Annotated in this window: 25 protein-coding genes and 1 pseudogene; 16 read left to right on the top strand and 10 right to left on the bottom strand. The window is 63.2% G+C overall.

What is annotated here, in order from left to right:
* Nucleotide 1: 1 nt before the first annotated feature.
* From JQ641_RS00825 to JQ641_RS00815, 3 genes are all read left to right on the top strand, one after another.
* Nucleotides 2–1,201: a hypothetical protein gene (locus JQ641_RS00825; protein WP_211994262.1), complete on the top strand. Its 1,200-nt coding sequence runs from the start codon at nt 2–4 to the stop codon at nt 1,199–1,201.
* A 171-nt stretch (nt 1,202–1,372) separates the two neighbouring features.
* A complete protein-coding gene (locus tag JQ641_RS00820; protein ID WP_192740350.1) occupies nt 1,373–1,579 on the top strand; it encodes a hypothetical protein in 207 nt (68 codons plus the stop codon).
* A gap of 144 nt (nt 1,580–1,723) precedes the next feature.
* On the top strand, nt 1,724–2,005 hold the full coding sequence (locus JQ641_RS00815) for a hypothetical protein (protein WP_211993848.1): 282 nt from the start codon (nt 1,724–1,726) through the stop codon (nt 2,003–2,005).
* Nucleotides 2,006–2,087: 82 nt separating this feature from the next.
* On the opposite strand, the gene mddA is transcribed toward JQ641_RS00815, so the two are convergent.
* Nucleotides 2,088–2,810, bottom strand: a complete 723-nt coding sequence (gene mddA / locus JQ641_RS00810; protein WP_502754925.1) for a methanethiol S-methyltransferase — start codon at nt 2,808–2,810, stop codon at nt 2,088–2,090.
* Nucleotides 2,811–2,916: 106 nt separating this feature from the next.
* Nucleotides 2,917–3,249: a hypothetical protein gene (locus JQ641_RS00805; RefSeq protein ID WP_211993844.1), complete on the bottom strand. Its 333-nt coding sequence runs from the start codon at nt 3,247–3,249 to the stop codon at nt 2,917–2,919.
* A gap of 158 nt (nt 3,250–3,407) precedes the next feature.
* Here JQ641_RS00805 and JQ641_RS38815 point away from each other — a divergent pair.
* Both JQ641_RS38815 and JQ641_RS00800 read left to right on the top strand, forming a co-directional pair.
* Nucleotides 3,408–3,635 (top strand): annotated as a pseudogene (locus tag JQ641_RS38815) (winged helix-turn-helix domain-containing protein); the annotation flags it as partial.
* Between the two features lie 204 nt (nt 3,636–3,839).
* The gene (locus tag JQ641_RS00800; protein ID WP_249150124.1) at nt 3,840–5,054 is read left to right on the top strand and encodes a tetratricopeptide repeat protein; all 1,215 of its coding nucleotides are present in this window, start codon (nt 3,840–3,842) and stop codon (nt 5,052–5,054) included.
* 120 nt (nt 5,055–5,174) lie between these two features.
* Here the strand turns inward: JQ641_RS00800 and JQ641_RS00795 are convergent, their stop codons facing one another.
* Nucleotides 5,175–5,585 carry a hypothetical protein gene (locus JQ641_RS00795; protein ID WP_211993840.1) on the bottom strand — a complete coding sequence of 137 codons (411 nt, stop codon included), beginning with the start codon at nt 5,583–5,585 and terminating at the stop codon, nt 5,175–5,177.
* An 812-nt stretch (nt 5,586–6,397) separates the two neighbouring features.
* A complete protein-coding gene (locus tag JQ641_RS00790; RefSeq protein WP_211993838.1) occupies nt 6,398–7,249 on the bottom strand; it encodes an SDR family NAD(P)-dependent oxidoreductase in 852 nt (283 codons plus the stop codon).
* A gap of 217 nt (nt 7,250–7,466) precedes the next feature.
* On the opposite strand from JQ641_RS00790, the gene JQ641_RS00785 reads away from it, so the two are divergent.
* On the top strand, nt 7,467–8,963 hold the full coding sequence (locus tag JQ641_RS00785) for an aldehyde dehydrogenase family protein (protein WP_211993834.1): 1,497 nt from the start codon (nt 7,467–7,469) through the stop codon (nt 8,961–8,963).
* A 140-nt stretch (nt 8,964–9,103) separates the two neighbouring features.
* On the opposite strand, the gene JQ641_RS00780 is transcribed toward JQ641_RS00785, so the two are convergent.
* Complete coding sequence (locus tag JQ641_RS00780) at nt 9,104–9,481, bottom strand: winged helix-turn-helix domain-containing protein (protein ID WP_211993833.1); 378 nt, start codon at nt 9,479–9,481, stop codon at nt 9,104–9,106.
* A gap of 138 nt (nt 9,482–9,619) precedes the next feature.
* Here JQ641_RS00780 and JQ641_RS00775 point away from each other — a divergent pair, with 138 nt between their 5' ends.
* From JQ641_RS00775 to JQ641_RS00765, 3 genes are all read left to right on the top strand, one after another.
* Entirely contained in the window at nt 9,620–10,747 is a 1,128-nt protein-coding gene (locus JQ641_RS00775; protein ID WP_211993831.1) for an alkene reductase, read from the top strand.
* A gap of 107 nt (nt 10,748–10,854) precedes the next feature.
* The gene (locus JQ641_RS00770; RefSeq protein WP_249150123.1) at nt 10,855–11,370 is read left to right on the top strand and encodes a GFA family protein; all 516 of its coding nucleotides are present in this window, start codon (nt 10,855–10,857) and stop codon (nt 11,368–11,370) included.
* A 267-nt stretch (nt 11,371–11,637) separates the two neighbouring features.
* Nucleotides 11,638–13,302: a thiamine pyrophosphate-binding protein gene (locus JQ641_RS00765; protein WP_211993830.1), complete on the top strand. Its 1,665-nt coding sequence runs from the start codon at nt 11,638–11,640 to the stop codon at nt 13,300–13,302.
* A gap of 119 nt (nt 13,303–13,421) precedes the next feature.
* On the opposite strand, the gene JQ641_RS00760 is transcribed toward JQ641_RS00765, so the two are convergent.
* Nucleotides 13,422–14,810, bottom strand: coding sequence for an LLM class flavin-dependent oxidoreductase (locus tag JQ641_RS00760; RefSeq protein WP_211993829.1), 1,389 nt, complete (start codon nt 14,808–14,810; stop codon nt 13,422–13,424).
* Nucleotides 14,811–14,992: 182 nt separating this feature from the next.
* Here JQ641_RS00760 and JQ641_RS00755 point away from each other — a divergent pair, with 182 nt between their 5' ends.
* Together JQ641_RS00755 and JQ641_RS00750 are read left to right on the top strand one after the other, a co-directional pair.
* Nucleotides 14,993–16,378: a M20 family metallopeptidase gene (locus JQ641_RS00755; protein WP_211993828.1), complete on the top strand. Its 1,386-nt coding sequence runs from the start codon at nt 14,993–14,995 to the stop codon at nt 16,376–16,378.
* Between the two features lie 164 nt (nt 16,379–16,542).
* Nucleotides 16,543–17,379 carry an IclR family transcriptional regulator gene (locus JQ641_RS00750; RefSeq protein ID WP_211993826.1) on the top strand — a complete coding sequence of 279 codons (837 nt, stop codon included), beginning with the start codon at nt 16,543–16,545 and terminating at the stop codon, nt 17,377–17,379.
* A gap of 157 nt (nt 17,380–17,536) precedes the next feature.
* Here JQ641_RS00750 and JQ641_RS00745 read toward each other — a convergent pair whose 3' ends face one another.
* The 3 genes from JQ641_RS00745 to JQ641_RS00735 form a co-directional block, all read right to left on the bottom strand.
* Entirely contained in the window at nt 17,537–19,045 is a 1,509-nt protein-coding gene (locus JQ641_RS00745; RefSeq protein WP_192740337.1) for a tripartite tricarboxylate transporter permease, read from the bottom strand.
* Between the two features lie 7 nt (nt 19,046–19,052).
* Nucleotides 19,053–19,538: a tripartite tricarboxylate transporter TctB family protein gene (locus JQ641_RS00740; RefSeq protein ID WP_211993824.1), complete on the bottom strand. Its 486-nt coding sequence runs from the start codon at nt 19,536–19,538 to the stop codon at nt 19,053–19,055.
* A gap of 181 nt (nt 19,539–19,719) precedes the next feature.
* On the bottom strand, nt 19,720–20,685 hold the full coding sequence (locus JQ641_RS00735) for a tripartite tricarboxylate transporter substrate binding protein (RefSeq protein WP_211993822.1): 966 nt from the start codon (nt 20,683–20,685) through the stop codon (nt 19,720–19,722).
* Between the two features lie 342 nt (nt 20,686–21,027).
* Here JQ641_RS00735 and JQ641_RS00730 point away from each other — a divergent pair, with 342 nt between their 5' ends.
* Entirely contained in the window at nt 21,028–21,444 is a 417-nt protein-coding gene (locus JQ641_RS00730; protein WP_211993819.1) for a hypothetical protein, read from the top strand.
* Complete coding sequence (locus JQ641_RS00725; RefSeq protein ID WP_211993817.1) at nt 21,441–22,304, top strand: alpha/beta fold hydrolase; 864 nt, start codon at nt 21,441–21,443, stop codon at nt 22,302–22,304. The genes JQ641_RS00730 and JQ641_RS00725 overlap by 4 nt, the downstream gene beginning before the upstream one ends.
* A gap of 14 nt (nt 22,305–22,318) precedes the next feature.
* Here the strand turns inward: JQ641_RS00725 and JQ641_RS00720 are convergent, their stop codons facing one another.
* Nucleotides 22,319–23,584, bottom strand: a complete 1,266-nt coding sequence (locus JQ641_RS00720) for a D-amino acid dehydrogenase (protein WP_211993814.1) — start codon at nt 23,582–23,584, stop codon at nt 22,319–22,321.
* A gap of 415 nt (nt 23,585–23,999) precedes the next feature.
* Here JQ641_RS00720 and JQ641_RS00715 point away from each other — a divergent pair, with 415 nt between their 5' ends.
* From JQ641_RS00715 to JQ641_RS00705, 3 genes are all read left to right on the top strand, one after another.
* Nucleotides 24,000–24,974, top strand: a complete 975-nt coding sequence (locus JQ641_RS00715; protein WP_211994260.1) for a LysR family transcriptional regulator — start codon at nt 24,000–24,002, stop codon at nt 24,972–24,974.
* Nucleotides 24,975–25,065: 91 nt separating this feature from the next.
* Nucleotides 25,066–25,917, top strand: coding sequence for an amino acid ABC transporter substrate-binding protein (locus JQ641_RS00710; RefSeq protein WP_249150154.1), 852 nt, complete (start codon nt 25,066–25,068; stop codon nt 25,915–25,917).
* An 80-nt stretch (nt 25,918–25,997) separates the two neighbouring features.
* On the top strand, nt 25,998–26,729 hold the full coding sequence (locus tag JQ641_RS00705) for an amino acid ABC transporter permease (protein WP_211993813.1): 732 nt from the start codon (nt 25,998–26,000) through the stop codon (nt 26,727–26,729).

The raw sequence follows: 26,729 nt of genomic DNA, 5'->3' as shown, positions 1-26,729 counted from the left end.
GATGTCATCAGGCGTGATCGCCGATTCCATCGTCAATCTCTGCGGCGCGCTCGGGCTTTGCGTCGCGATGTTCGCGCTCTACCGGCGCGATCCCCGAAGCCCATTGACCCTGCGCCTGCTCCTGCTGCTCGGCGTGGTCGCGCTGTTGTTTTTTGCGCGCGGCGTGGCGTGGTGGACCGGCAGTGTGCTGCTCGACCGGCTGTCGCTGATTCCGGCAGCGTTGCTGCCGCTTGGCGCGCTGATTGTCACCGAAGGCATTTTGCGGCGTCACGCGCCGCGTGCGGCCAAGATCGCGGCAATGGCGGGCGCGGTCGTGATCGGCCTCGGCGGCGTGTTCGGGCTGGAGAGCTACACGACGCCTTATGCGATCGCGCTGGCGATATTCCAGCTTGCGGGATTTGTCGTTTGCGCGTGGCTGTTGGCGACGCGGGACCGTACCTCGCTGCTGGCCTCCGAAAACCGCAGCATCGGCCGCCTCGCGGCCGGCGCGCTGATCGTGATCCCCTTCATCGTCACGGATTATCAGGCGCTGGCGCCTGATATGCCGGTCCGGCTTGGCGCGCTCGGCGCGCTATTGGTCGTCACCGCCGTCCTGATCGCAGGCAGCGGCACCGAAACGCGGCGTCAGGGTATCCTGATGACGGCGCTGCGGCTGGTGAGTTCCGCATTGCTTGGCGCGGCAGCCGCCTGCGTGTCGCCGGATGTCGATGCCGCGCAAATCATGCGGTTTTGCGCGATCGCGATTGCGGGCGTGCTGACCATCGGCCTGATGACCGATACGCTGCGCGCGCTGTTCGAAGCCCAGGTGCCGGGTGTTTTGAATTCCGTCGCGGCGTCCGCGGCCGGTACCCGCGACGAATTGATCGCGGAACTGGCGCGCCATCCGATGTTCGAGAGTGCCCGGCGCTACCGCGAAAGCGATCTTGCCGCCTACGATCCGCCATTGTTGCGGAACGCGCTGTCGACGCGCCGGGTGTTGCGCCGTCCCGAAGCGCCATGGGGCCTTGCCGCGACGGATCCCGCGGTCGAACGGTTGATGTCGCTGATGAAGGCCGGCAATGCCACGCATGTGATTATTTTGTCGCATCAACCGGTCGATCTGCTGGTGCTGGCCGTTCCCGTCATTTCCGCCGATCCCGCCACCGAAACCGCGCTGGCGCTGGTGCGGCGCATCCTCGCATTGACGCCGGAAGCGGCGTGACGGCCGACATCGAAATGTGTTAGGTGCCTGACAGACATGATCCGGAAAAGTGGGTACCGGTTTTCCGAGGAGATTATGCTCAAACGATAAGATGGATTGTGACGCCGCTTCGAAGATGCGTCGTCACAATCTAACGTGCGCGGCAAGCGTTCTTCATGACAGGTGCGGCTGATGGACAAGCAAGCGATGCGCGAGGAGGCCGAGCGCCTGATCCGCGAGACCATGGAAAAAAGAAACCTGACCATCAAGCAGGGCAATACGCGGATCGAGACAACTTGCGGCAAATGTGGCGCGCCAAACCGCCTGCAGGCCGAAAAGGGCGCCACCCGCGTCAAATTCGCCTGCAAGCAATGCGGCCACAAGCAAGAGACGCTGTAATCCAACCCATTCGGGTTATGCCGTAGTTCGTTACGGTGCGGAGTCTGGCCTGTTCCCCAGGGAACAGCGTGTCGGAAGGAAGCTCTCTAGGGTCAGGTCATCGGCGAAATGGTTCGCCGCCACAGATACCCCCTGGAGATCATCATGTTTCGCAAGACCATCATCGCTACCCTGACCGTCGCTCTGATCGCTGGCTCGACGATTGTCGCGCCGACCACCGCATCCGCCGGCAATGGCCGCTCTGTCCTCGGCGTCGCCGCCGCTCTGGTCGCCGGCGCAGTTGTCGCCACCGCTGCGGCCAATGCGCGCCAGGACCATGGATACCGCACCGGTGGCTACAACGACGACTGCTTCGAAAAGAAAGTCACCCGCTTTGATCGCTACACCGGCGAGCACGTCGTCACCTACAAGACGATCTGCCGCTGAACCCAGCGAAGGACCAATGATCTCCAGGCCCCCGGCGTCGCCGGGGGCCTTTTCACGTCGTCGTGGAAATCGTCGCGTTCGCTCAGAACAGGCCCGGCAAAAGCATGGCGACCCGTTCGCGATATTTGCGGTATTCGTCGCCGAAGAATGCGACCAGGTCGCGCTCTTCCAGCCAGATGCCGACGAAGATGTAGGCCGTCGTCACTGACGCGAACAGCAAGTGCCCCAGCGTCATGAAAGGCGTTGACCAGAAGGCGATGATAAAGCCGAGATAGATCGGATGCCGGATCAGGCTGTAGAGCCCGGGCGTCCTGAACGCGATGGGCGCGGTCAGGCGTCCGGCGAAATGCGCCACCACCTGCGTCAATCCGAACAGCTCGAAATGGCTGATCAGGAAGGTGCTGTAGAGCACGATAAGCCAGCCCATGAAGCCAATCGCGGTCACGACGCCGGCGAACACGGGGCCTTCGATGTTCCAGACCACCGCCGGCATCGGCTGCCATTGCCAGAACAGCAGGATCAGGCTGAGGCTGGCGAGCAGGACGTAGGTGGAGCGCTCGATCGCCGGTGAGGCGAAGCGTGCGAACACTCGTTTGAAGCCCTGCCGCGCCATCCCGCTGTGCTGTACGGCGAAGATCGACATCAGCACCAAATTGATCAGCAACGCCGTCGACAGCGAAGAGGTCGGGCCGGTGTCGATGGTCTTGGGGACGACCAGTCGCGAGACGAAGCCGACCGCGTACAGGAAAGTGCCGAGGAAAATCAGATAGGCGAGGCCGCCGTAACAGAGGGCAAGCATTCTCATCGCAAAGGAAGGGATGGCGGGAGGCGTACTTGTTTGCATCGTAATCGACATCTTCAGTCTCCTTTGAAGTATGCAGTTGCTCGGAAATCGCTTCGTTCAAGCCGTGTCAGGCGGCGTGCTTGCGCTGCCTCGCTGCGGCCACGATCTGGTCGAGCGGGCCGCAGTAGATCCGCGTCTTGTCCAGCCGGGGTTGATCGAGCTTTCGCTGCGCGATTGACGCGGCCTCTCGCTCCTGGTGGGCGATCGCGGCCGCCACCTGGCCATTGAGGAATCGCCTCAGGCGCGCGGCCATGACGAGGATCTTCCTCAGCAGGGTTGGCACCGTCGTGGACTGGAACGGCGCAAGCGCCCACATTGCATGATGCTGGCCGCGTTGCCGTGCGGCAACGGGCCGTCTGGCGGAATATCCGTAAGCGTGGAAATCAGATGAGCCGATCATGTGGCGTCTCCGGTTGTATGATCCTTGACCCGTCTGTAAATTGAGATGCGCCCTCACGCTTGGCGGACTCCTTCAGGAGACGTTGGTTTTTCCTCCGCCAGAGGTTGATTTCGATCTGCAATGCTGAGGATTGTGGCGCGGCCTCCGCTGAGGTGGTAATGAGATACCGATTTTCCAATTTCGAGATCGACCTTGGTCAACACGAGCTGCGCCGCGAGGGCGTGTCCGTCCACATCGAGCCTCAGGTCTTCGATGTCATTGTTCACCTGGTGCGCAACCATGACCGGGTCGTCAGCAAGGATGAGTTGATCGACACGGTCTGGCATGGCCGGGTGATCTCGGAAGCCGCGTTCTCCAGCCGCATCAATGGCGCCAGACGCGTGCTTGGCGACAACGGAACGGATCAGCTTTTTATCAGGACGTTGCACCGGCGCGGCTTCCGGTTCGTCGGCGATGTTCAGGCGGTCGCAGCGTCCGATGCCGATGCGGTCCGGCTTGCGCCTGACGATGGCGCTGCGGCGGGTGTCGCTCCCGCGCGGGTCTCGATTGCCACCGACGTGTCTCATCTCGACGATGTCGTCTCGGAAGTCGTGAAGGCGGAAGCCATCGCGCGATCGTCGATCGCGGTGCTGCCGTTTGAGAACATGTCGAATGACCCGGAGAACGACTATTTCAGCTACGGCCTGACCGAAGACATCATCCGCCTGCTGGCCCGCAATCGCTGGCTTTCCGTGATCTCGCGCCACTCGACGGTGGGATTCGGGGGGCGCGTGGTCGATGCGCGTGAGGTCGGTGCCCAGCTCGGCGTGAGTTATGTGATGTCCGGCAGTGTTCGCAAGAGTCACGACGCGGTCAGGATCACGGCGGAACTGGCCCGGGCTGCGGACGGAAAACAGCTTTGGTCCGACAAATACGATCTTCAGCTCGAGAATATTTTCGACATCCAGGAGGAGATGGCGCGGCAGATCGCGGCCACGATCGAACCGGAGCTGTCGAAGGTGGAGCAGCAGCTGGCTGCCCGCAAGGCACCGGAAAGCCTGGATGCCTGGGATTGCTACCAGCGCGGCCTATGGAATTTATGGCGATTTACCACACCGGGGTTTGACCAGGCCGAGGTCTATTTTAAGCGCGCGCTCGAAGCCGATCCGGATTTCGCCCGCGGCCATGGCGCGCTCGGCTACGTCAATGTTCAGCGCGCGCTGTATGACGAGCCCAGGGATCGCCCGGCGCGGCTGGAGACGGCGTTGCGCCAGGCGCGTGTCTCCGTGGCGCTCGACGACCTCGATTGTTTTTGTCACTGCGTGCTCGGCCGCGCGCTGTGCCTGAACCGTCAGAATGATGAAGCGCTGGCGGCGATCGACCTGTCGCTGGAACTCAATCCAAGCTTTGCGCAAGGGTATTTTGCGCAAGGGTTCAATCTATTGTGGTACGGGCGGGAGATCGAAGCGGAAACGCTGCTCGATCGAGCGACCATGCTCAGTCCGCGCGACAGCCATCTTTGGAGTTTCCACCACGTGCGCTCCTGGGCGCATTTCTCGCTCGGTGAGTACGACATCGCCGTCGAGTTTGCCCGCAGGGCAACCCGGCAGCCCAATGTCCCGTATCGGGCGTTTGCGACCCTGGCGGCCGCGCTCGGCCGTCAAGGCGAAAAGGCTCAGGCCGAAGCGGTGGCCGCTGAACTGCTGCAACGCAAGCCGGGCTACAAAACGGATACCGCGCGGCAGGAGCTCTTCTTCTGCAATGATCAGGGCTTCATCGACCGGTTCGTCGCGGGCCTGCGCGTCGCCGGCATAACCGGCGGCTAAAGCATGATCCGGAAAAGTGGGAACCGGTTTTCCGAAAAGGTCATGCTCAAACAAAGAGCTAGAGTGGGATGACGGATCGAAGAGAAGTCATCACACTCTAGCCAGTGGCGTCCGCCTTGGTTATTTCACCCGGAGCCGAAGCGGAATGACCTGCCGATCGGAGCAGGTCATGGTGCCGTTGTAGCCATCGGACAATGGTCCGCTCGCCGTGCATTCGGTGCCCGGCATCGACAATGTCGCGTTCAATTGGGACGAAGCCGAAATCTGCAGCCGCATTTCGCCCTTTTTCTCCACCGGGCCGTCCTGCGTGCACAGGCCGATATGCTTCAGCACGAGCGGGCCACGGTAGTCCCTGATGCGCCCGGATGCCGTTTCCGTGACCGTGGCAGTCACTTCCCATTCCCCGAGAAAGCCGGAAGTCCCGCTCACCTCAAGCGCGCACGCCGGCGACAGCGTCACCATGACGCCCAGCATGACAGCCAGACCGAATGCTTTCACAAGCCGCTCCCGCGCGAGTTGGCCAGTACTCATATCACGACTCTCTCCTGTCGTCATTCCGGGGCGCGCGTAGCGCGAGCCCGGAATCCATCAGGCCGCATGTGTCGTCGCCCGATGGATTCCGGGCTCTCGCTTCCGCCTACGCTCTGCGAGCTTCGGCGGACAAGTTGCGAGCCCTCAGATGCGCAATTGCGCATCGGGGAATGACGGAGAGAACTGCGACAAATTAACCCGACGGGCAAAATTCCGCTTCCCTCGTCGGGCAAATCAGCGGTTTGAATCGTCGCGTCCCGCCCGACAAGAGGGGCGTTGCGCACCGTCACGAACGCGCGGCGGGATGCGGTGGACGCTGGTTCACGCCTGACGATGGCGTGGACAGGCGTACGGCAAAACCGTGTGGTCCTGGCACCCGTTGCCGGTGTCAAGCTGTCGGAGAAGCGCGAGCGGAAACGGCAGCGACGGAGTCAACCAAGAACTCGTCTCCGGGGAGATCACGGCATAAGCCGTAAAGCCATTGCGCAGGGAAGGCCGGGTGTTCTCCGCTGCCCTGTATGCTCGTGTGCAGCCTACTTAGTGCAAACCGCACACGGGACCGCGGGTGCAGCGCGCACCCGGTCTTCCCTGCGCCCTCTGTTTGAGGAGGGCGGGAAGTTTCCAGCAAAGCTCGGGCGCAATGCGTCGCGAGAACAATTTTCGTCGTCCCGGACAAGTGAGCGCAGCGAACGCGATCCGGGACCCATACGCCGCGGCCCGTCGATTGGAGCGCTGGCAATAGAGACCTTCTGCAAACAACATCCGCCGCGGCGTATGGGTCCCGGCGTTCGCCGGGACGACGTCGAGTGAAATCATCTGCCCTTCACAAACCGCGCAAATGCCTCCGCGTAATCCTTGTGCCAGCGCGACAGTGCCGGGCGGTTTTCGACGATGTCGCCGGCGGCCCACAGCATGCGCCGTTCGTCGAGTTGCCGCGGCACGTCATTGTCAGGGCAGAGGATGTAGAAATCGCCAGCATCGATGCGCTCAATCATGAAATCGACGGTCTGCTCGGGCGTCCAGGCACCATCAGGTTTCTGGGTGCGGCCGCGGGAGGTGAGGGCGGTGAAAACATGACCGGGGATCATCAGGTGCGCGCTGATCCGGCAGCCTTCGGTGTTGCGCAGTTCATGCTGCAGCGCCTCGGTCAGCGCTTTGACGCCGGCTTTAGAGACATTGTAAGCGGGATTGCCGGGCGGCGTCGTAATACCTTGCTTGGAGCCGGTGTTGATGATGAGCCCGGGCCGGCAGCGTTCGATCATGTGCGGCGCGAAAACCTGGGTGCCGTGGATGATGCCCCAGAGGTTGACGTTCAGAATGCGCTGCCAGTTCTCCAGCGGACCAAAGCTGTTGCTGTCGGGACCGATGCCGGCATTGTTCATCAGGATATCGGTGCCGCCGAACCGCTTCTGCACCGCAGCTTCGAGCCTGGCGACGTCCTCAAACCGGCTGACATCGACCTCGGCGGTCATCACATCGGCGTCGCCGCCCTTGGCGACAGGCGACAGCTTTGTGGCAGCCTCCGCCAGCCTGATGGCGCCGATATCGGCAATGCAGACCTTCATGCCGAGGCCGGCGAACCGCATCGCGGCCGCGAGCCCGATGCCGGACGCGCCTCCAGTGATCACGGCGACATGATTGGTGGACATGGCTGGATGTGGCATGCAGACTTCCTCCGGACACAAATCGGGTTACACTATTTATCGGCGCAAATCTTCATCAGGACAATATCGGCACGTACGAACCGGCATGGCAGGTCTTCATTTCCCGTCCCGCTTCCGGCGGCTCATTCCGCTTTACGGTTCGGAGTCCAACGATATAGTTATCCAGATATAACGATCTTCATCACAAAAACGGCTGTCGATCCAAGGGAGTAAATACATGGCTGTATCACAGGCAATTCCGATCACGCGCCACCCCTATGCGGATGGTTCCTACAAGAAGATGTTGATCGACGGCCAATGGGTCGACGCGGCCTCCGGCAAGAAGTTCGAGACTCATAACCCGGCGACCGGCGAACTGCTCGCCACGGTAGCCGAGGGCGACGCCGAGGACATCAACCGCGCGGTCGCGGCAGCCCGGCGGGCCTTCGAGGGTCCGTGGAGCAAGGTCAAGCCGTTCGAACGGCAGAACCTGCTGCTCAAGCTCGCCGATCTCGTCGAGAAGAATTTCGAGGAGCTGTCGCAGCTCGATACGCTCGACATGGGCGCGCCGATCAGCCGCACCCGTGGCAACCGGCTGCGCGTGCTCGGCATGCTCCGGTATTATGCGGGCCAGGCGACCGCGCTGCATGGCGAGACCATCGAGAACTCGCTGCCCGGCGACATCTTCTCCTACACGCTGAAGGAGCCGGTCGGCGTCGTCGGCGCGATCATTCCCTGGAACGGCCCGCTCAGCGCCAGCGTCTGGAAGATCGGTCCGGCGATCGCGACCGGCTGCACCGTGATCCTGAAGCCGGCCGAGGAATCGCCGCTGACCTCGCTGCGGCTGGCCGAACTCTGCATGGAGGCCGGCATCCCGCCCGGCGTCGTCAACGTGGTGCCTGGTTACGGCGAGACCGCGGGCGCGGCATTGTCCTCGCATCCCGGCGTCGACAAGGTCGCCTTCACCGGCTCGCATGTGACCGGGCAAGCCATCGTCAGGGCCTCCGCCGGCAACCTCAAGCGGGTGTCGCTGGAGCTCGGCGGCAAGTCGCCGGACATCGTGTTCGCCGACGCCGACCTCGATGCGGCGGTGCCGGGCGCGGCGATGGCGGTGTTCGCCAATTCCGGCCAGATCTGCAGCGCGGGCACGCGGCTGTTCGTCGAGCACAAGATCTATGACGAGTTCGTCGGCCGCGTCGCCGAATTCGGCAAGAAGCTGCAGGTCGGCAACGGACTCGATCCGAATACCCAGATCGGACCCTTGGTGTCGGCGGAGCAGATGAAGCGCGTCTCCGGCTATCTCTCGATCGGCCAGCAGGAGGGTGCCAAGGCGCTGACTGGCGGTACGCCGCTGACCGAGGGCGCGCTGTCGAAGGGCTATTTCGTGGCGCCGACGGTGTTCGCCAACGTGCAGGACAATATGCGGATCGCGCAGGAGGAAATCTTCGGACCCGTCATCTCGGCGATCTCGTTCAAGGACACTGACGAGCTGATCGCGCGGGCCAACGCCACCACGTTTGGATTGGGCAGCGGCGTCTGGACCACCAATGTCAGCAAGGCGCATCAGATTGCAAAATCGCTGCGCGCCGGCTCGGTCTGGGTCAATTGCTACCAGGCGATGGATCCGGCGGTGCCGTTCGGCGGCTACAAGATGAGCGGCTACGGCCGCGAGTCAGGCAAGCAGCACCTTGAGGAGTATCTCAACGTCAAGGCGGTCTGGATCAAGACGGGTTAGCGAAGGTCTATGTCGTCCCGGCCTTGAGCCGGGACCCATACTCCGCGGCCCATCGGTGAGAGTGCTGGCGTTAGATGCCTTCTATAACAACGAGCGTCACGGCGTATGGGTCCCGGCCTTCGCCGGGACGACGAGTAGTACTACCCCGCCCGCTTCTTCCGGCCGATCTCGCTGCGCAGCGCCTGCAACTCCTTGCGCGCCGCGCTCGCGGCGTTGCGTTCGATCTTGCGGTAGCGCTTGACCAGCGAGATGCCGAACGACGTCAGCACCGCGCCGCCGCCGTTCTTGCCGCCGGTCTGCCGCTCGACGGCGGCCTGCCGGCAGATGCGGTTGATCTCGTCGACCAGATCCCACGCTCGCTTGTACGACATCTCCATCGCGCGGCCGGCGGCCGAAATCGAGCCGCAGGTGTGGATGTTCTCCAGCAGCTGGATCTTGCCCGGCCCGATCCGGGCGTCTGCACCCAGATCGATGCGAACGCTGAGGGAAGGGAGCGACTTCGCACTCGATCTCGACATGAAATGCTTGCTCACAATACGTTTTCAAGCGGGGCTACCGCTTCGCTTTCAAAACAAAAGCTGCTCCAGTCTTTTACGGGCAAGCGGAACCAGTTACATACTCGTATGAATACGGATACTTTGGAGTTCCACACCGGCATGAATTACCCATCATTGTTTTCCCCGCTGCAGATCGGTCCCTACCAGCTCAAGCATCGTCTCGCCCTGGCGCCGCTGACGCGGATGCGGGCGGAAAAGCCCAGCCTCGCGCCGCGGCCGCTGAACGCGGAATATTACGCCCAGCGCGCGACGCCGGGCGGATTGCTGATAGCCGAAGCCTCGCCCGTGATGGCGACGGGTTTTGGCAGCCCCGGCGTCCCCGGAATTTATACGGAACAGCAGATCGCGGGTTGGCGTAAGGTCGTCGATGCCGTTCACGCCAGGGGCGGCGTGATCTTCCTGCAGCTCTGGCATGTCGGCCGCGTTTCGCATTCCTCGTTCCAACCCGGCGGCGTGCTGCCGGTGGCGCCCTCGGCGGTTGCGATCCCGCCCGATCTGAAGACCGGGACGGCCGACGGCAAAGCCGTGGCCTACGAGACGCCGCGCGCGCTCGAGACATCCGAAATCCCCGGCGTGGTCGATGCCTACCGGCAGGCGGCGAAGAATGCGCTTGCCGCCGGCTTCGACGGCGTCGAGATCCATGGCGCCAACGGTTATCTGATCGAGCAGTTCCTGCAGTCGCACACCAATCTGCGCACCGATCAATATGGCGGCGGAATCGAAAACCGCACGCGCTTCCTGATGGAAGTGACCGAGGCCGTGGTCGAGGTGTGGGGCGCGAACCGCGTCGGCCTGCGGTTGTCGCCGTATGGAATCGCCAACGGCAGCGGCGAGCCGGACCCGATGCCGCTCTATGGCCATGTCGTGCAATCGCTCAATCCGCTCGGCCTCGCTTATCTGCATTTCATCGAACCGCGCTCCAGCGGCGCCGGCCGCGCCGAGGTCAACCATCAGAACGTGCCGTCGGCGATGGTACTGTTCCGCCCCATCTGGAAAGGCGTGCTGATCACGGCCGGCGGCTTCACCGGCGAGGCGGCGAATGCCGCGATTGCCGCTGGCCATGCCGATGCGATCGCGTTCGGGCGGGTCTTCATTTCCAATCCGGACCTGCCGCGCCGGCTGCAACGCGGCTTCCCGCTGACGCCGTATAACCGCGCGACCTTCTATGGCGGCGACGTCGCCGGCTATACCGATTACCCCGCGCACGACGAGTTGGCGCAGGCGTGAGGAGATTGTAGCCCGGATGAGCGAAGCGACATCCGGGACCGGTCTCACCAGCGCTCCCGGATGTCGCTGCGCTCATCCGGGCTACATGATCGCCGAGAGGACCGAGCATGTTTCCGGAAGAGGAAGTAACGGAAAAGAAAAAGGCAAAACCGGTGGCGGTGGGAAAACCCGCCGCCGGCCAATGCCTGTGCGGCAAAGTCTGCTTCGAGATCGACGTGCCGGCGCGCTGGGCCTGGCACGATCATACGCCGTCGAGCCGCCGCGCCCATGGCGCGGCCTATGCGACCTATGTCGGAAGCTGGCGCAAGCGCTTCCGCATCACCAAGGGCAAGACGTCCATCACGCGCTATGAAGACAAGGCGACCAAGACCGCGCGCAGCTTCTGCAACAGCTGCGGCACGCCGATCGCCTATGAGCGGCCGCGTTCGCCGCACATGGTCAACATTCCGCGCGCGCTGTTCACCGGCCGCACCGGCCGCCAGCCGCTCTACCACATCGCGATCGAGGAATTGCAGGAATGGGCCTACACCGGCGAGCCGCTGGTGCCGCTGAAAGGTTATCCCGGCGTGGTCTGGCAGCGCTCGAAAAAGAAGAAACGCGCTGATCGCGAGGGGATGTTTTGAGTGTCGTCATCACCGCACTCGTGCCCCGGACGCTGCGCAGCATGAAATGCTGCGCTGCTGAGCCGGGGCCCATTGAGGCTGGGCGTGCAAGAATATGGGTCCCGGCTCTGCGGTGCATCGCTAAGAAGCGCTGCACCGCGTCCGGGACACGATCGCGGGATTCGTCAGCGCAATGCAGCCATGACCGTGCTCCATTTGATCTCATCATTGCCGATCGTCATGATGGCGTGATCCCGAAAGGTCAACGAACCTCGGGCAGGAGGAAGTATGAAAAATCGCATTACCGGGCGCTCGGCCTTTCTCGCGTTGCTGAAGGACGAGGGCGTCACGCATCTGTTCGGCAATCCCGGCACCACCGAACTGCCGATCATGCACGCCCTGAAAGATCATCCTGACCTCACCTATGTGATGGCGATGCAGGAGAGCCTGGTGGTCGCGATCGCCGACGGCTACAGCCGTGCCTCGGGCAAGCTCGTCGCCTGCAACGTCCACGTTGCGCCCGGGCTCGGCAACGCGATGGGCTCGCTGTTCAACGCGGCCTTCACCGGCACGCCGATGATCCTGACCGCAGGCCAGCAGGAGCAGGGCCACGGGCTGATGGAGCCGGTGCTGTATGGCCCGCTGGTGCAGATGGCGGAGCCGCTGGTGAAATGGGCCGTCGAGGTGACGCGGCTGGAGGACCTGCCGCGGATCGTGCGCCGCGCCGCCAAGATCGCAACTACGCCGCCGACCGGACCGGTGTTCATCTCGCTGCCGGGCGACATCCTCAATGCCGAAGCCGGCATCGAGCTCGGCCGCTCCACCCGCGTCGATACCCGCGTCAAACCATCGGACGAGGCGCTGCAGGCGCTGGTCGCGCGCATCCTCAAAGCCGAACGGCCGGTCATCATCACTGGCGACGAGATCGTCAAGAGCGACGCGCTCAAGGAAGCCGCGCAGTTCGCGGAGGCGATCGGCGCGCCGGCCTATCAATGTTCGACGCCCTACGGCGCGCACTTCCTGTCGGAAAGCCCGTGCTTCATGGGCGCGCTGTCGCGCCTGCAGAAGCAGGTTCGCGAGGTGCTGTCGCCGTACGATCTGATGATCGTGCTCGGCGCCGATCCGCTGCGGATGTCGGTCTACAGCGAAGTCGATCCGCTGCCCGATGGGCTCGGCATCGTGCAGATCGGTCTGGTCGACTGGGACCTCGCCAAGAATTATAGCGCCGAGATCGCGCTCAAGGCCGACGTCAAGGAAACCTTGCGCGCATTGATTCCGGCGCTGAAATCGGCCGGTGGCGGCGCGCTGGAGACGCGTGCGAAGCAGGGCGTGGCCGCGCTGGCCCCAAAGAACTGGACCGCGAAACGGAAGCCGCTGATCGAACAGATATCGAAGGCCAGTACCAAATCGCCGATCGATCCGGACTGGCTGGCGCTGCAAGTAGTCGAGGCGATGCCTGACAATGCGATCCTGGTCGACGAAGGCCTGACGTCGTCGCGGCAAATCCTGGCGCTGCGCCCGCATCGCGACCGCTACGGCTATCACGCGCTGGCCTCGGGCGGCATCGGCTGGGGCCTGCCGGCTTCGGTCGGCGTCAGCCTCGCCAATCCCGAGCGCCCGGTGGTGTGTTATTCCGGCGACGGCAGCTCGATGTATTCGATCCAGTCGCTATGGACCGCCGCGAACCACAAATTGCCGCTGACCTTCGTCATCGTCAACAATGGCGGCTACCGCATCATCAAGCAGCGCCTGCTCGCCTTCCACGGCGACGACCATTATGTCGGCATGGACTTCGTCGATCCGCCGGTCGATTTCACCGGGCTCGCCAAATCGCTCGGGCTGGAAGCTATTCGCGTCACCGATCCAGGCCAGTTGAAGTCCGTGCTGTCGTCGGCGATTGGTCGCCCCGGCACCAAGCTGATCGAGGTGGTGGTGAGTAATTCGGTGAATTGATTGAATGCTGTCGTAGGGTGGGCAAAGGCGCACGTGCGCCGTGCCCACCATCCATCCAGATCTCGGTCTCCAATGGTGGGCACGCTTCGCTTTGCCCACCCTACGGACTACGAGACGGTCTACTCCGCCGCCTTCACCCGCGTACCCGGCCGATACTGGCTCGCCGGGTGCTGCGCCGTCAGCCTGGCGCGGCCCTCGCCGAACAGCTTCTCGCGCAGCGTGCCCTCGGCATACGCGCTCTTGTATCGTCCGCGCCGGGTCAATTCGGGTACCAGCATGTCGGCGATATCCTCGAAATCGCCGGGCGAGGTGGCGAAGGCGACGTTGAGGCCGTCGACGTCGGTCTGCTCGAACCAGGCCTCGATATCGTCGGCGACCTTCTCGGGCGTGCCGACCACGACGGGTCCGGCGCCGCCGATGCCGACATGTTCGATGACTTCGCGCACGGTCCAGACCCGATCCGGATCGGCGCGGGTGACGTTGTCGAGCGCGGAGCGGCCGGCGTCGTTCTGGACGTGGCGGACCTGCTGGTCGAGGTCGTAGCCGGAGAAATCGACGCCGGTCCAGCCCGACATCAGCGCCAGCGCGCCCTCGGGATTGATGTGCTTGCGATAGTCGGCGTATTTCGCCTTGGCCTCCGCCTCGGTGCTGCCGAGGATGATCGTCATCATCGAGAACATCAGGATCTCGGCCGGGTTGCGCCCGATTGCCTTGGCCTCAGCGCGGATCGCCGACACGCGCGGCCCGATTATCTTGGCCGACGGGCCCGACATGAACACGCATTCGGCGTGCCGGGCCGCGAACTGCCGGCCGCGCGGCGAGGTGCCGGCCTGGTACAGCACCGGCGTGCGCTGCGGCGACGGTTCGCTGAGATGAATCGCATTGAGCCGGTAATGATTGCCCTCATGCGAGATCGGATGCACCTTGGCAGGATCGGCGAAGATGCCGCGCGCGCGGTCGCGCAACACGGCGGCGTCTTCCCAGCTGCCTTCCCAGAGCTTGTAGACCAGCTCCATATATTCGTCCGCGATCTCGTAGCGGTCGTCATGCGCGGTCTGCTTGTCCTTGCCGGCGCCGCGCGCGGCGCTGTCGAGATAGCCGGTCACCACGTTCCAGCCGACCCGTCCCTCGGTGAGGTGATCGAGCGTCGACATCCGCCGCGCGAACGGATAGGGCGGCTCGAACGACAGATTGCTGGTGACGCCGAAGCCGAGATGCTTCGTCACCGCCGCCATCGCCGGAATCAGCATCAAGGGTTCATTCGAGGGGGTCTGCGCGGCGTTGCGCAGCGCCGCGTCGGGGCTGGAGCCGAACACGTCATAGACGCCGAACACGTCGGCGAGAAACAGGCCGTCGAAACGCCCGCGTTCCAGCGTCCTGGCGAGATCGAGCCAATAGGGCAGGCGATTATAGTCAAGGGTGCGGTCGCGCGGATGGGTCCACAGCCCGGGCGATTGATGCGCCACGCAGTTCATGGCAAAGGCGTTGAGCCGGATCTGTTTTTTCATGATGGTGGAACCTTGGGTATTCCCGGATACGCCGCCTGGTCGGGTGCCGGCTGTTGGCGGAAATTGTTGCATTCCATGAGGCTTAGCAAGGCCCTATTCGGTCCGACTTGTGCTACTTCCAGTAGATGGATTGTCTGGCTACACTAACCAGTGATACGTTCGCGAACGCAAAAGGAAAGAGCATGGCAACGAGAGCCGACGCGATTGAAAATGTCCGTCAGCAGTTTCACTCCGGCGAATTTCTCGCCGAGCTCAACCGCCGGGTCGGTTTCCCTACGCAGAGCCAGGAGCCGCTGCCGGGCGATCCCCTGCGCGCCTATCTCGTGGAAGGACTGCAGCCTGCCTTTGAAGAGCTCGGGTTTTCGACCCGGCTGATCGAGTCGCCGATCGGCAAGGGTCCGTATCTGCTGGCGGACTATCGCGAGGATCCTTCGCTGTTGACAGTCCTGTCGTACGGCCATGGCGATGTCGTGGGTGGTATGGTCGGTGAATGGCGCGACAATCTCAATCCGTGGCAAACCACGACCAAGGGCGATCGCGTCTACGGCCGCGGCACCGCCGACAACAAGGGGCAGCACAGCATCAACATGGCGGCGTTGCGGGCGGTCCGCGAAGCCCGTGGCGGCAAGCTCGGCTTCAATGCCAAGTTCATCATCGAGACCAGCGAGGAGATCGGTTCGCCTGATCTGGCTGAGGTCTGCGAGTCGCTGCAGCAGGAACTCAAGGCCGACCTGTTGCTCGCATCCGATGGTCCGCGGCTTTCGGCGGATCGTCCCACCATCTTCCTCGGCTGCCGCGGCGGCGTGCGCATCCATCTCGACGTCAACCTGCGCGAAGGCGGCAATCATTCCGGCAATTGGGGCGGCCTGCTCGCCAACCCCGCGACCATCCTGGCCAACGCGATCGCCGCGCTGGTCGATCACAGGGGGCGGATGAAGCTCGACATCATGAAGCCGCCGCGCATCTCGAACCTGATCCGCACGGCACTTGCCGATGTGGAGGTCGAGCCCACGGCGGATGAGCCGCAGGTCTCCGAGAACTGGGGCGAGGACGGCCTCTCCGCCGCCGAACGGGTCTATGCCTGGAACACGCTCGAAGTGCTGGCGATGTCATCGGGCAATATCGATCAGCCGGCGAACGCGATTCCAGGCGTGGCTCGTGCCGTTCTGCAGCTTCGCTTCGTGGTCGGCACCGAATACGAAAAGGTGGTCGACGCTGTCAGGACCTATCTGCACGCCAATGGCTTTCCGATGGTGGATGTCAGCGGGCAGCAGAGGTTTGGCGCGTCACGTACCGATCTGGACAGCCCCTGGGTCAACTGGGCGGCGAACTCGATCCGGCAGACCACCGGAAAGGCGCCGGCGATCCTGCCGAATATCGGCGGCTCGCTGCCCAATGGCGTCTTTGCCGAAGGGCTCGGCCTGCCGACGATCTGGATTCCGCATTCCTATCCCGGCTGCTCGCAGCACGCGCCGGATGAACACATCCTCCTGCCGGTCACCGAGGAAGCGCTGGCCATCATGGCAGGCCTGTTCTGGGATCTGGGCGAGGTGCCGCGTAAATCGTGATGCCGCAAATGGTTCGTGTGACGGAATAAGAATGATGCTGCGGCGCGAAATTGCCATTTTCACGTACAAATATTACCTCGGCGTATCGTCAGGCGAAATATTGCTCTGTCGTCCGCGCGCCGCGCTCTCTAGGATCAGGGGAGCGCGATGCGGGGAAGGGCGGCATGAACGCGACGTCACCTAAGAAGAAGCCAGCGCTGTCCGTCGTCGGGCAGCCGGCCAATTTCAACGCCATCCAGAAGGTCTGCGCGATCCTGCGCGTGCTGGCGCAGAACTCGCCGCTGCGGCTCACCGAGATCGCTGACGTCACCTCGCTGAACAAGGCGACGGCGCTGCGCATCCTCGGCTCGCTGATCGAGGAGGGCTTTGTCACCCGCGTGACCGGCGCGAAAACCTACGAGCTCGGCCAGGAGGCGCGGGTGATGGCGGTTAGCGCGCGCCGCACCGTCGACATCGCCGAGCTGGCGCAGCCGAGCCTGCTGCGGCTTTCGGAGCGATCCGCCGATACCGCGCTGTTGTCGGTGCGCAGCGGGGTAGAGGCGCTGTATCTGGCGCGCTCCGTCGGCAGCCATCCGTTGCAGCCCAATTACCTGCAGATCGGCAGCCGCCGGCCGCTCGGCGTCGGCGCCGGCAGCCTTGCGCTGATGGTATGGTTGCCGGACGCCGAGATCGACGCCATCATCGAAATCATCATGCCGCGGCTGGCGAAATCGCCGCGCATCACATCGAAATATCTGCGCGAGCGGATCATGGCTGCCCGCAAGCATGGCCACACCGTGCAGATCGACGTCGCGCTTCCCGGCATGGGCGGGGTCGGCGTGCCGATCCGCGACGATGCCGGGCAGGTGATTGCGGCGCTGAGCGTCGGCGCCTCCAGCGACCGGATCAGGCGGCGCGAAACCGAACTTGCGGAGATGCTGAAGAAGGAAGCGTTGATCCTGACACGGGCAATGGCGCAGCCGGCGAAACCGGGTGCGCTGAAGGTGATCAAGCCGAGCTAGGGCGAGTTCGGAATCAATGCGGCGTATTCGGTGGCCTCGTGGTTCGAGACGCGCGGCGTTGCCGCGCTCCTCACCATGAGGGTCTAACACTTGAACTGTCAGACCTCATCCTGAGGAGCCACGCGCAAGCGTGGCGTCTCGAAGGATGAAGCCACGATCAAACCCCTTCATCCAGCGCGACCAGCTCGCGCTTCTTGCGCAGCGAGGGCAGCAGCGGTCCGACCAGCAGCACCACCGCGAGCGCCAGGCAGGTGGCCGAGATCGGCCGTGTGACGAAGGTCATCAGGTCACCCTGCGAGAGGATCAGCGATTTACGCAAATTGTTCTCCAGCATCGGCCCGAGCACGAAGGCCAGCACCAGCGGCGCCGGCTCGTAGCCGAGCTTGCGCATGAAATAGCCGATCACGCCGAACGCGATCATGACGTAGACGTCGAACACGTTGTTGCTGGAGCAATAGACACCGATGATCGTGAACAGGACGATCAGCGGAAACAGAATGTTGTACGGCAGCTTCAGCAGCTGAACCCACATCCCGATCATCGGCAGATTGAGCACCAGCAGCATCACATTGCCGATATACATGCTGGCAACAATGCCCCAGAACAGGCCCGGGTTCTGGGTGATCAGCAGCGGACCTGGCTGCAGGCCGTGGATCACGAACGCGCCCAACAATAACGCCATCACCACGTTCGGCGGGATGCCCAGCGTCATCAGCGGAATGAAGGCGCCGCCCGCCGCGGCATTGTTGGCGGCTTCGGGTCCCGCCACGCCTTCGATCGCGCCATTGCCAAAACGCTCCGGCGTTTTCGACAGCCGCTTCTCCAGCGCGTAGGACGCAAATGACGAGATCACGGCGCCGCCGCCCGGCAGGATGCCGAGGAAGAAGCCGAGAACGGTTCCGCGTGCGACCGGCCCGGTGCTGGCCTTCCAGTCTTCCTTGCTCGGAAACAGCTGCGTGATCTTGGCGTTGATGATGTCGCGCTTGATGATCTGCTCGGTATTGAGCAGCACCTCGGCGACGCCGAACAGGCCCATCACCACGGGGACGAGGCCGATGCCGTCGATCAATTCAATCCGGCCGAAGGTCAGGCGCGGCTGCGCGGTGATGCTGTCCAGCCCGATCAGGCCAAGCACGATGCCGATGCAGGCCATCAGCAGCGCCTTCGCCATCGATCCCTGCGTGAGGAAGGTCAGCACCACGAGGCCCAGCGCCATCAGGCTGAAATAGTCGGCCGGCCCGAACGCGATCGCGACGCTGGCCAGGGACGGCGCCACCAGCATCAAGGCGATCAGCGCGAAGGTACCGGCGATGAAGGAGCCGAAGGCAGAGATGCCGAGCGCCGGCCCGGCGCGGCCTTGTTTCGCCATCTGGTGGCCGTCGATGCAGGTGACGACGGAAGCCGCTTCCCCGGGGATGTTGACCAGGATCGACGTGGTCGATCCGCCATACATCGAGCCATAATAGATGCCGGCCATCATGATGATGCCGGATTCCGGCGTTCCCGACAGCGTGACCGGCAGCAACAGCGACATCGCCGAGATCGGCCCGATGCCGGGGAGCACGCCGACCAGCGTGCCGATGAAGACGCCGATGAAGCAATAGACCAGGTTGACCGGCAACAGAGCGATGCCGAAACCGTGCGCGACGTTGATGATGGTGTCCATGTCGCGGTCAACCGATTTCAAAGATGCCCGAAGGCAGCTGGATCAAAAGCAAACGTTTCAGAATCCACCACATGCCGAGCGGCGCGATGACGGCGATCGGGATCGCCAGCGACCAGCGCACCGGATCGATCAGCCGCAACAGCAGCACCATCAACGGGATCGACGACAGCAGAAAGCCGAACGTGTCGAGCGAGAAGGCAAATGCGGTGAGGGAGGCGATGACGATCAGCGGCTTGGTCCAGCGCGCATTCTCCCAGCGCGAACCGAAAGTCGGTCCGCCCTCGCTGAGCGACGCTATGATGATCGATGCCGCGAACAGGCACATCAGGATGCCGGTGTAGAACAGCACGTAGCCGGAGCCGGGATCGTTGATGGTTCCCAGTTTCAGCTTGAGCCCGGACCGGATGACGAAAAGGCCGAGCCCGAGCCCGATCAATCCACCCCACAATTCGGAATTGTTGAAGCGGAATTTGACGTTGCTGTTATTGCTCATGGATTGTTCTCTCAGCCGTTCCCCGGACGCTACGCAGCACCATAAGCGCGCTTACGCGTGTCTTCCACACGCTATGGCGATGCGCTGCAAAGCCGGGGTTCATCTTGCTGTGTTGTGGGTCCCGGCTCCGCGGAGCAGCGCTTCGCGCCGCACCGCGTCCGGGACATGAGGATGGTCTATGCTACTTCTTCGCCAACCCGAGCGAGTCGATCACCTTGCGTTCGGAATTGGTGACCTCGACGACGAACTTCTTGTAGTCCTCGGTGTTCTTGTAATTCGGCACCATGTCGTATTTCGCGAGCGTTGCGATCACGGCCGGGTCCTCGATGGCCTTCTTGAAGGCGTCGTGCAGCTTGGCGACGATCTTCGGGTCCATGCCCTTCGGTCCGGCGATGCCGAACGGCGAGTCATAGACCATGGGATAGCCGAGTTCTTTCAGCGTCGGCACGTCGGGGAAATTCGGCGAGCGCGCCGAGGTCCACACCATCAGCAGGCGCAACTTGCCGGCGTCGACCAGCGGTCGCCATCCGGTCGAATCCGCCTGCAGCATGGTGTGCTGGCCGAGCACCGCGGCGTTGGTCTCCGCGCCGCCCTTGAACGGCACCTGCGTCAGCTTGATGCCGGCGAGCGTCGCGATCTGCTCCATGCCGATATGCAGCGAGGTTCCGGCGCCCGGGGTCGCGTAGGTCACCTTGCCGGGATTCTGCTTGGCGAAGTCGACGACGTCCTTCCAGGTCTTGAACTGCGACTCGGTATTGGTGGTGACACCGAAGGTATAGCCGGTGAGGTGGATGATGTAGGAGAAATCCTTGGATGGATCCCAGGACACTTCCTGCATCAGCGGCAGGCGGAACACGGTGATCGGTAGCTGCGCGATGGTGTAGCCATCCGGCTTGGCGGCGGCCGCCATGGTGGCCGGGCCGACGGTGCCTCCGCCACCCGCCTTGTTGTCGATCGCGATTGGCTGGCCGAGAATCTTGGAGGCGCTTTCGGCGATTGCGCGCATCGTGAGGTCGGTCGATCCGCCCGCCGGCCACGGCACGATCAGGGTGATCGGCTTGGTGGGATATTCCTGCGCGCCGGCGGCGGCGGAAATCAGCATGCCGACGGCGGCGACAGCGAACATCAAACGGCTTGGTCTCGACATCTCAAACTCTCCCTCGCGGCCCCGTTGGAAGCGAGGCCTCTTTGTTTCTCTTGATGCCTTCAATCTTCTCTGAAAACGCAGGCGAAGAAAAGCGCATTGGCCGCGCTAACCCATGCAATCGTCTCAGCAGTTGGCTGGAATTGACATCTGCGACAATTGGTCTGCCGTGGCATCCCGAGATACGGAATTTTCCGGCTCGCCGTGTGCGGCAAGCATGGTTGCACGGCTTCAACGCCGGGCCGCAAACCTTGCGACCACGGAATGTTCAGGTCATCATATCCCGATGTGACGGACCGGTTCCGTTCTCCCGATGCCGTTATTGCCGGAAACCCCCTGGAGCGCATGAGTTCAGCTTCGAACGCGACCGACGTTGCGGTTATCAAGGCATTCGCGACAATCCCCGCGCTGCTCGAACAGGCGCCGGAGCTGATCGTGCGCGGCCGGTTTCTCGATTGCGAGTGTCTGCTCGGGCCGACCGGCCATCCTCTTCACGCCTCGATCCGTGCCGGCCGGATCGTCGATTTGACACCAGCGCCGGTGCTGATGCGCTCCTGGCGGTTTGCCTATCGCGCTTCGCCGGCGGCCTGGGCCGCGTACTGGCAACCCGCGCCGCGGCCGGGCTGGCATGATCTGCTCGCGCTGACCAAGCGCGGCGAGGCTGCTATCGAGGGCGATCTGCATCCCTTCATGACGCATCTGCAGTACTTCAAGGATGTGCTGGCGTTGCCGCGGCAGCATTTCGCGGTGGCGGCATCATGAGCGGCTATGTCGAGCCGATGATCGGCCGCTATGTCCATGTCGACATCGGCGGCGAAATGCACCGCATTTATTTCGAGGAAAACGGCGCCGGCATTCCGCTGGTGTGCCTGCACACCGCGGGTTCCGATGCGCGGCAATGGCGGCATCTGCTCGTCGACGCGGAGTTTGCGAAGCATTTTCGGATCATCGCCTTCGACATGCCCTGGCACGGCAAATCCAATCCGCCGGCGAGTTGGAACGGCGACGAATATCAGCTCACCACCGCGCGCTACACCGAAACCATCCGCGCCTTCTGCAAGGCGCTGAAACTGGACAAGCCGGTGGTGATGGGCTGCTCGATCGGCGGCCGCATCGTGCTCAATCTCGCGATCGATCACGCCGCCGAATTCCGGGCGCTGATCGGTTTGGAAGCCGCCGATTTCCAGGCGCCGTGGTACGACACGTCATGGCTCAACCGCCCCGACGTTCATGGCGGCGAAGTCTGCGCCGCGCTGGTGTCGGGTCTGATTGCGCCGCAGGGCCCGCAAGCGGCGCGGACCGAGACGCTGTGGGGTTACAAGCAGGGTGGACCCGGCGTCTTCAAGGGCGATCTGTATTTCTATCGGGTCGACGGCGATCTGCGCGGCCGGGTCGAGAACATCGACACCGATGTCTGCCCGCTGTTTCTGCTCACCGGCGAATATGACTTCTCCTGCACGCCGGAAGACACCAAGCGCACCGCGGCCGCGATCAGCGGCGCCCATGTCACCATCATGGAGCAGCTCGGCCATTTTCCGATGAGCGAGAACCCCGAACAGTTTCGCCGCTACATTGAACCGGTGCTGGCCCAGATCGTCGCGTCGGCCAAAGCCACCGGCTAGCCACCGTCGTCGCTTCAAGCCGCGCGGTGCAAGGCGAAGGGTCCGCCTTCGATCGCCGGCGGCTTGCGGTCAATCAAATCCGCCGTCAGCCGCGCGCTGCCGCAGGCAAGCGTCCAGCCGAGCATGCCATGGCCTGAATTGATGAACAGGCCATCAAGCGGCGACCAGCCGATGATCGGCCGGCTGTCGGGCGTCATCGGGCGAAGCCCGCACCAGGGCTGGACGTCGCCGGTAGCATTGATACCGAGCAACTCGGTTGAAGCGTGGCGCAGCGTGTCGATGCGCCCGACATCGATCCTGGCATCATCACTCTCGAGGTCGGCGATGCCCGCGACCCTTATCGTCGTCCTTTCGCCGGACGTGAGCGGCGCGAACACCAGCTTGCGTTCCATATCGGTGACGCTGTGGCGAAGCGCGTGGGTTTCGTCAGGCGGTGTCAGGGTGATGCTGTAACCCTTGACCGGATAGATCGGCAGGTAGAATCCGCAAGCGCGCGCAAAGGCACGCGATGCCGCGCCCATGCACAGCACGAAGCGGTCCGCTTGCACACGCCCCCTGGTGGTCTCGACCGCGCAGAGGCGGCCGCCGGACCTGACCGGCCCAACCACCGGCGCGCCCAGCAGCCATTCGATGTTGCTTCGCTGCTTCATGCGGGCCGTGAGTGCGGCGCAGAACGCCGCACAATCCCCGACTTGCTCGGAGGCCGTGTAAATTCCGCCCGCGAGCTCGCGTACGTCGAGCTTGAGCCCAGGCTCCAGCGCCAGGCACTCGGCAGGTGTCAGGACCTGTTGCCGATCGTCACCTGTGCCCATCCTGGCAATTGCGCCTCGCGCCGTGTCGAATTCCTTGCCTGTCCGGAATACGACGAGCTTGCCTGCAGTCTTCAATCCGAATGCGAGCGCAAGGGCCTCGGACAGCTGTGCCAACTCGCTCCGGCTCAAGGCGGCGAGCGCGAGTTGGGCGCCAATGGTCTCTTGCACGGCGTTCGAGCGGCAGGCGAGCAGGAAACGCGCACCCCACGCCACCAAAGCAGGGTCCAGGCCCGGCCGGATGCGAATGGGCGAACCCTTCGACATCAATAGCGATGGAAGCTTCATCAACAGCGCCGGCGAGGCCAGCGGCGCCACGAAGGCGTAGCTAAGCTGGCCGCCATTCGCGGCGCTGGCGTCCGCCCCGGTGGAAACGTTGCGGTCGACGACGATGACATCGTGTCCGGCTTCGGCGAGGCGCCACGCCGTGGTAAGGCCGATGACGCCGGCTCCAAGCACACAAATTTTCATTTCGATGTCTCTTTTTGAAACGGCCGCCCGATCGAAACGTAGCTCGGGACGAATGGATGGAGTGGACACCGCCAGACTAGGCCGTTCACGCGCCGCCACTGATGCGAAGGTCGCATAATGCAAAACTTGCATCGTCGGCCGCGGCGTAGCACGCTGGCGAGGGGTGATGGTTTTGAGCGGGTTGTGGGCCGGGTTATGACAGGGCGCCGATTGATCGGGATGCACCCTTCGGCGACGTCCGGGCGCCGTGATGCAAACCTTGCATTGGTCAAAGCGCGTGCCGATTGGCTAGGTTCCGCGCATGGGGGATTACATTCTTGACCGGCAACGAGCACCCGACGCTGTTCGCTGCCTTGCGCCGCCTGGAGTGGCGCGGCAGGTCGGCGCGGCGCCACGCGTCCAGGCAAGGTGCGTGATGGAGCTACGCTGGTTGCAGGATTTCCTGATGGTGGCCGAGACCGGCAACTTTACGCGGGCGGCCGAGCGACGAAACACCTCGCAGGCCGCGTTCAGCCGCCGGATCAAATCGCTGGAGGCCTGGCTCGGCTTCGACCTGATCGACCGCAGCGTCTATCCGACACAATTGACGCCGCAGGGTGAGCGGTTTCGCGAACATGCCGGCGAGCTGCTGCGGCAAATGCTGGACGCGCGCGTGGAGCTTGGCGGTAAGCCGGTTCGCCGTCACGAACATATCAGGATCGCGTTGCCGTTTGCGATGGCGACTTCCCGCCTGCCGCATTGGTGGCAGCTCTGGTCGCAGGAACGGCGCCTGAGCTGCTCGGTCGTGGTCGGCAATATCCACGACCTCGTCACCTCGCTGGTTTCGAACAATGTCGACCTGATGATCTGCTACCACCACGCCCAGCAGCCGATCCATCTCGATCCGGACCGCTATGAACGTGCGATCCTCGGCACCGAATTCCTGCGACCCTATGCCAGCCAGGCGCTGGTGACGAAGGGGAGCGCCTCGCTGCCCGGCCGGCCGACCCATCCGGTGCCGCTTCTGATGTACTCGCCGGGCGTCTATTTTGCGCGCCTGGTCGATCTCATCCTGGAGAATGCCCCGGTTTCCGGCACCCGGGTGATCGAAAGCGACATGTCGGACGTGCTGTGCGAAATGGCGCTAGCCGGCCGCGGCGTCGCCTGGCTTTGCGAGAGCACGGTGGCGGCATCCGGCCGCAAGGGGCTGACGGCGGTCGGCGGTGACAAATGGGCGCTACCTTTGTCAATGGTCGCCCTTAGAGATAGGACGAATAGCCAGCGGTCGCTAAATCTGTTTTGGTCCGAGTTATGCAGGTATAGTGCCGGACATGATGGGGGCAATCAGGAAAGGACCGCCTCGCGATCGTCGGCCAAATCACCTTCCAGGTCGTCGAGATCGGGTGGATGATGAATTTCAAACCAAAAAAGGGAGAAGTCACGTGAAACACCGTCATATTATCGGCTGTCTGCTGGCCAGCGCGTTGTGCGCCACGCCGGCGATGGCGCAGGAACTCACCGGAACGTTGAAGAACATCAAGGATACGGGGGCCATCACGCTCGGCTTCCGGGATTCGTCGATTCCTTTCTCCTATCTCGACGACAGCCAGAAGCCGGTCGGCTACGCCATGGACATCTGCCACAAGATCGTCGATGCCGTGAAGAAAGAGCTCAAGCTCGACAAGCTCGAGGTCAAGCTCAATCCGGTGACGTCGTCGACCCGGATTCCGCTGCTGGCCAACGGCACCATCGACCTGGAATGCGGCTCGACCACCAACAACGCCGAACGCCAGAAGCAGATCGCCTACACCAACACCCACTTCCTGACCGCGAGCCGCTACGTCTCGAAGAAGTCGAGCAAGATCAACTCGATCGACGATCTGAAGGGCAAGGCGGTGGTTTCGACATCGGGCACCACCAACATCAAGCAGCTCACCGAAGCCAATGCGGAAAAGAAGCTCGGCGCCAACATCATTCCGGCCAAGGACCACGCCGAAGCCTTCCTGATGGTCGAGACCGACCGCGCGGTGGCGTTCGTGATGGACGACATCCTGCTGGCGAGCCTGGTTGCCGGCTCGAAAGCTCCGGATGACTACGTGATCTCCAAGGACGCGTTCTCCAAGCCGGAGCCCTATGGCATCATGCTGCGCAAGGACGACCCGGCCTTCAAGAAGGTGGTCGATGCCGCCACATCAGCGCTCTATACCGGCGGCGAGGGCCAGAAGATCTACGACAAGTGGTTCACCCAGAAGATCCCGCCCAAGGGCCTGAACCTGAACTCGCCGATGAGTGCGGAGCTGAAGAATCAGTACGCCAAGCCGTCTGACTCGCCGGATCCGGACGCCTACAAATAAGCAAATAGATGCTTCTACCCATGCAATGGCCCAACCATTGCATGGGTACGTTTCGGTGGCGCAGGGGACGGTAGGCCTTCGTGAATTACAATTGGAACTGGAGCATCTTCTTCGAGCCGGCCCCGGGCGGGACCGGCACCTATTTCCATATGCTGCTGACGGGACTGTGGCTTACGATCCAGACCGGAATCTTCGCCTGGATCATCGCGCTGATATTCGGCTCGATTGTCGGCGTGTTGCGAACACTGCCGTCAAAGACCGCCTATTGGATCGGCTTCGCCTGGGTCGAGTTCTTCCGCAACATGCCGCTTCTGGTGCAGCTGTTTCTCTGGTTCTTTGTGCTGCCGGAACTGCTGCCGCGGAGCTGGGGGCTGTGGCTGAAGCAGATGCCAAATGCGCCGTTCTATACCGCGGCGATCGGGATCGGCCTGTTCATGTCGGCGCGCGTCGCCGTGCAACTGGCCGCCGGCATCGCCTCGCTGCCGCGCGGGCAAAAGCAGGCCGCGACCGCGCTCGGGCTGACGACGTTGCAGGGTTATCGCTACGTGCTGCTGCCGATTGCGTTCCGAATTATCATGCCGCCGCTGACTTCGGAGTTCCTCAACACCATCAAGAACACGGCGGTCGCGATCACCATCGGCCTGATCGAACTGACCGGCCAGGCGCGGTCGATGCAGGAATTCTCGTTCCAGGTATTCGAGGCTTTCACCGCCGCGACCGTGATGTATCTCTTGATCAACATCATCGTCGTCACCGGCATGCGCTTCCTCGAACGCAGCCTGGCGATCCCCGGCTACATCACGGGGAAATAG

Origin of the sequence: Bradyrhizobium sp. JYMT SZCCT0180 (assembly GCF_018130165.1) — a bacterium.
GTDB lineage: Bacteria > Pseudomonadota > Alphaproteobacteria > Rhizobiales > Xanthobacteraceae > Bradyrhizobium.
The sequence above is the reverse complement of the archived record's forward strand: the minus strand, read 5'-3'. Positions and strand labels throughout refer to the sequence as shown.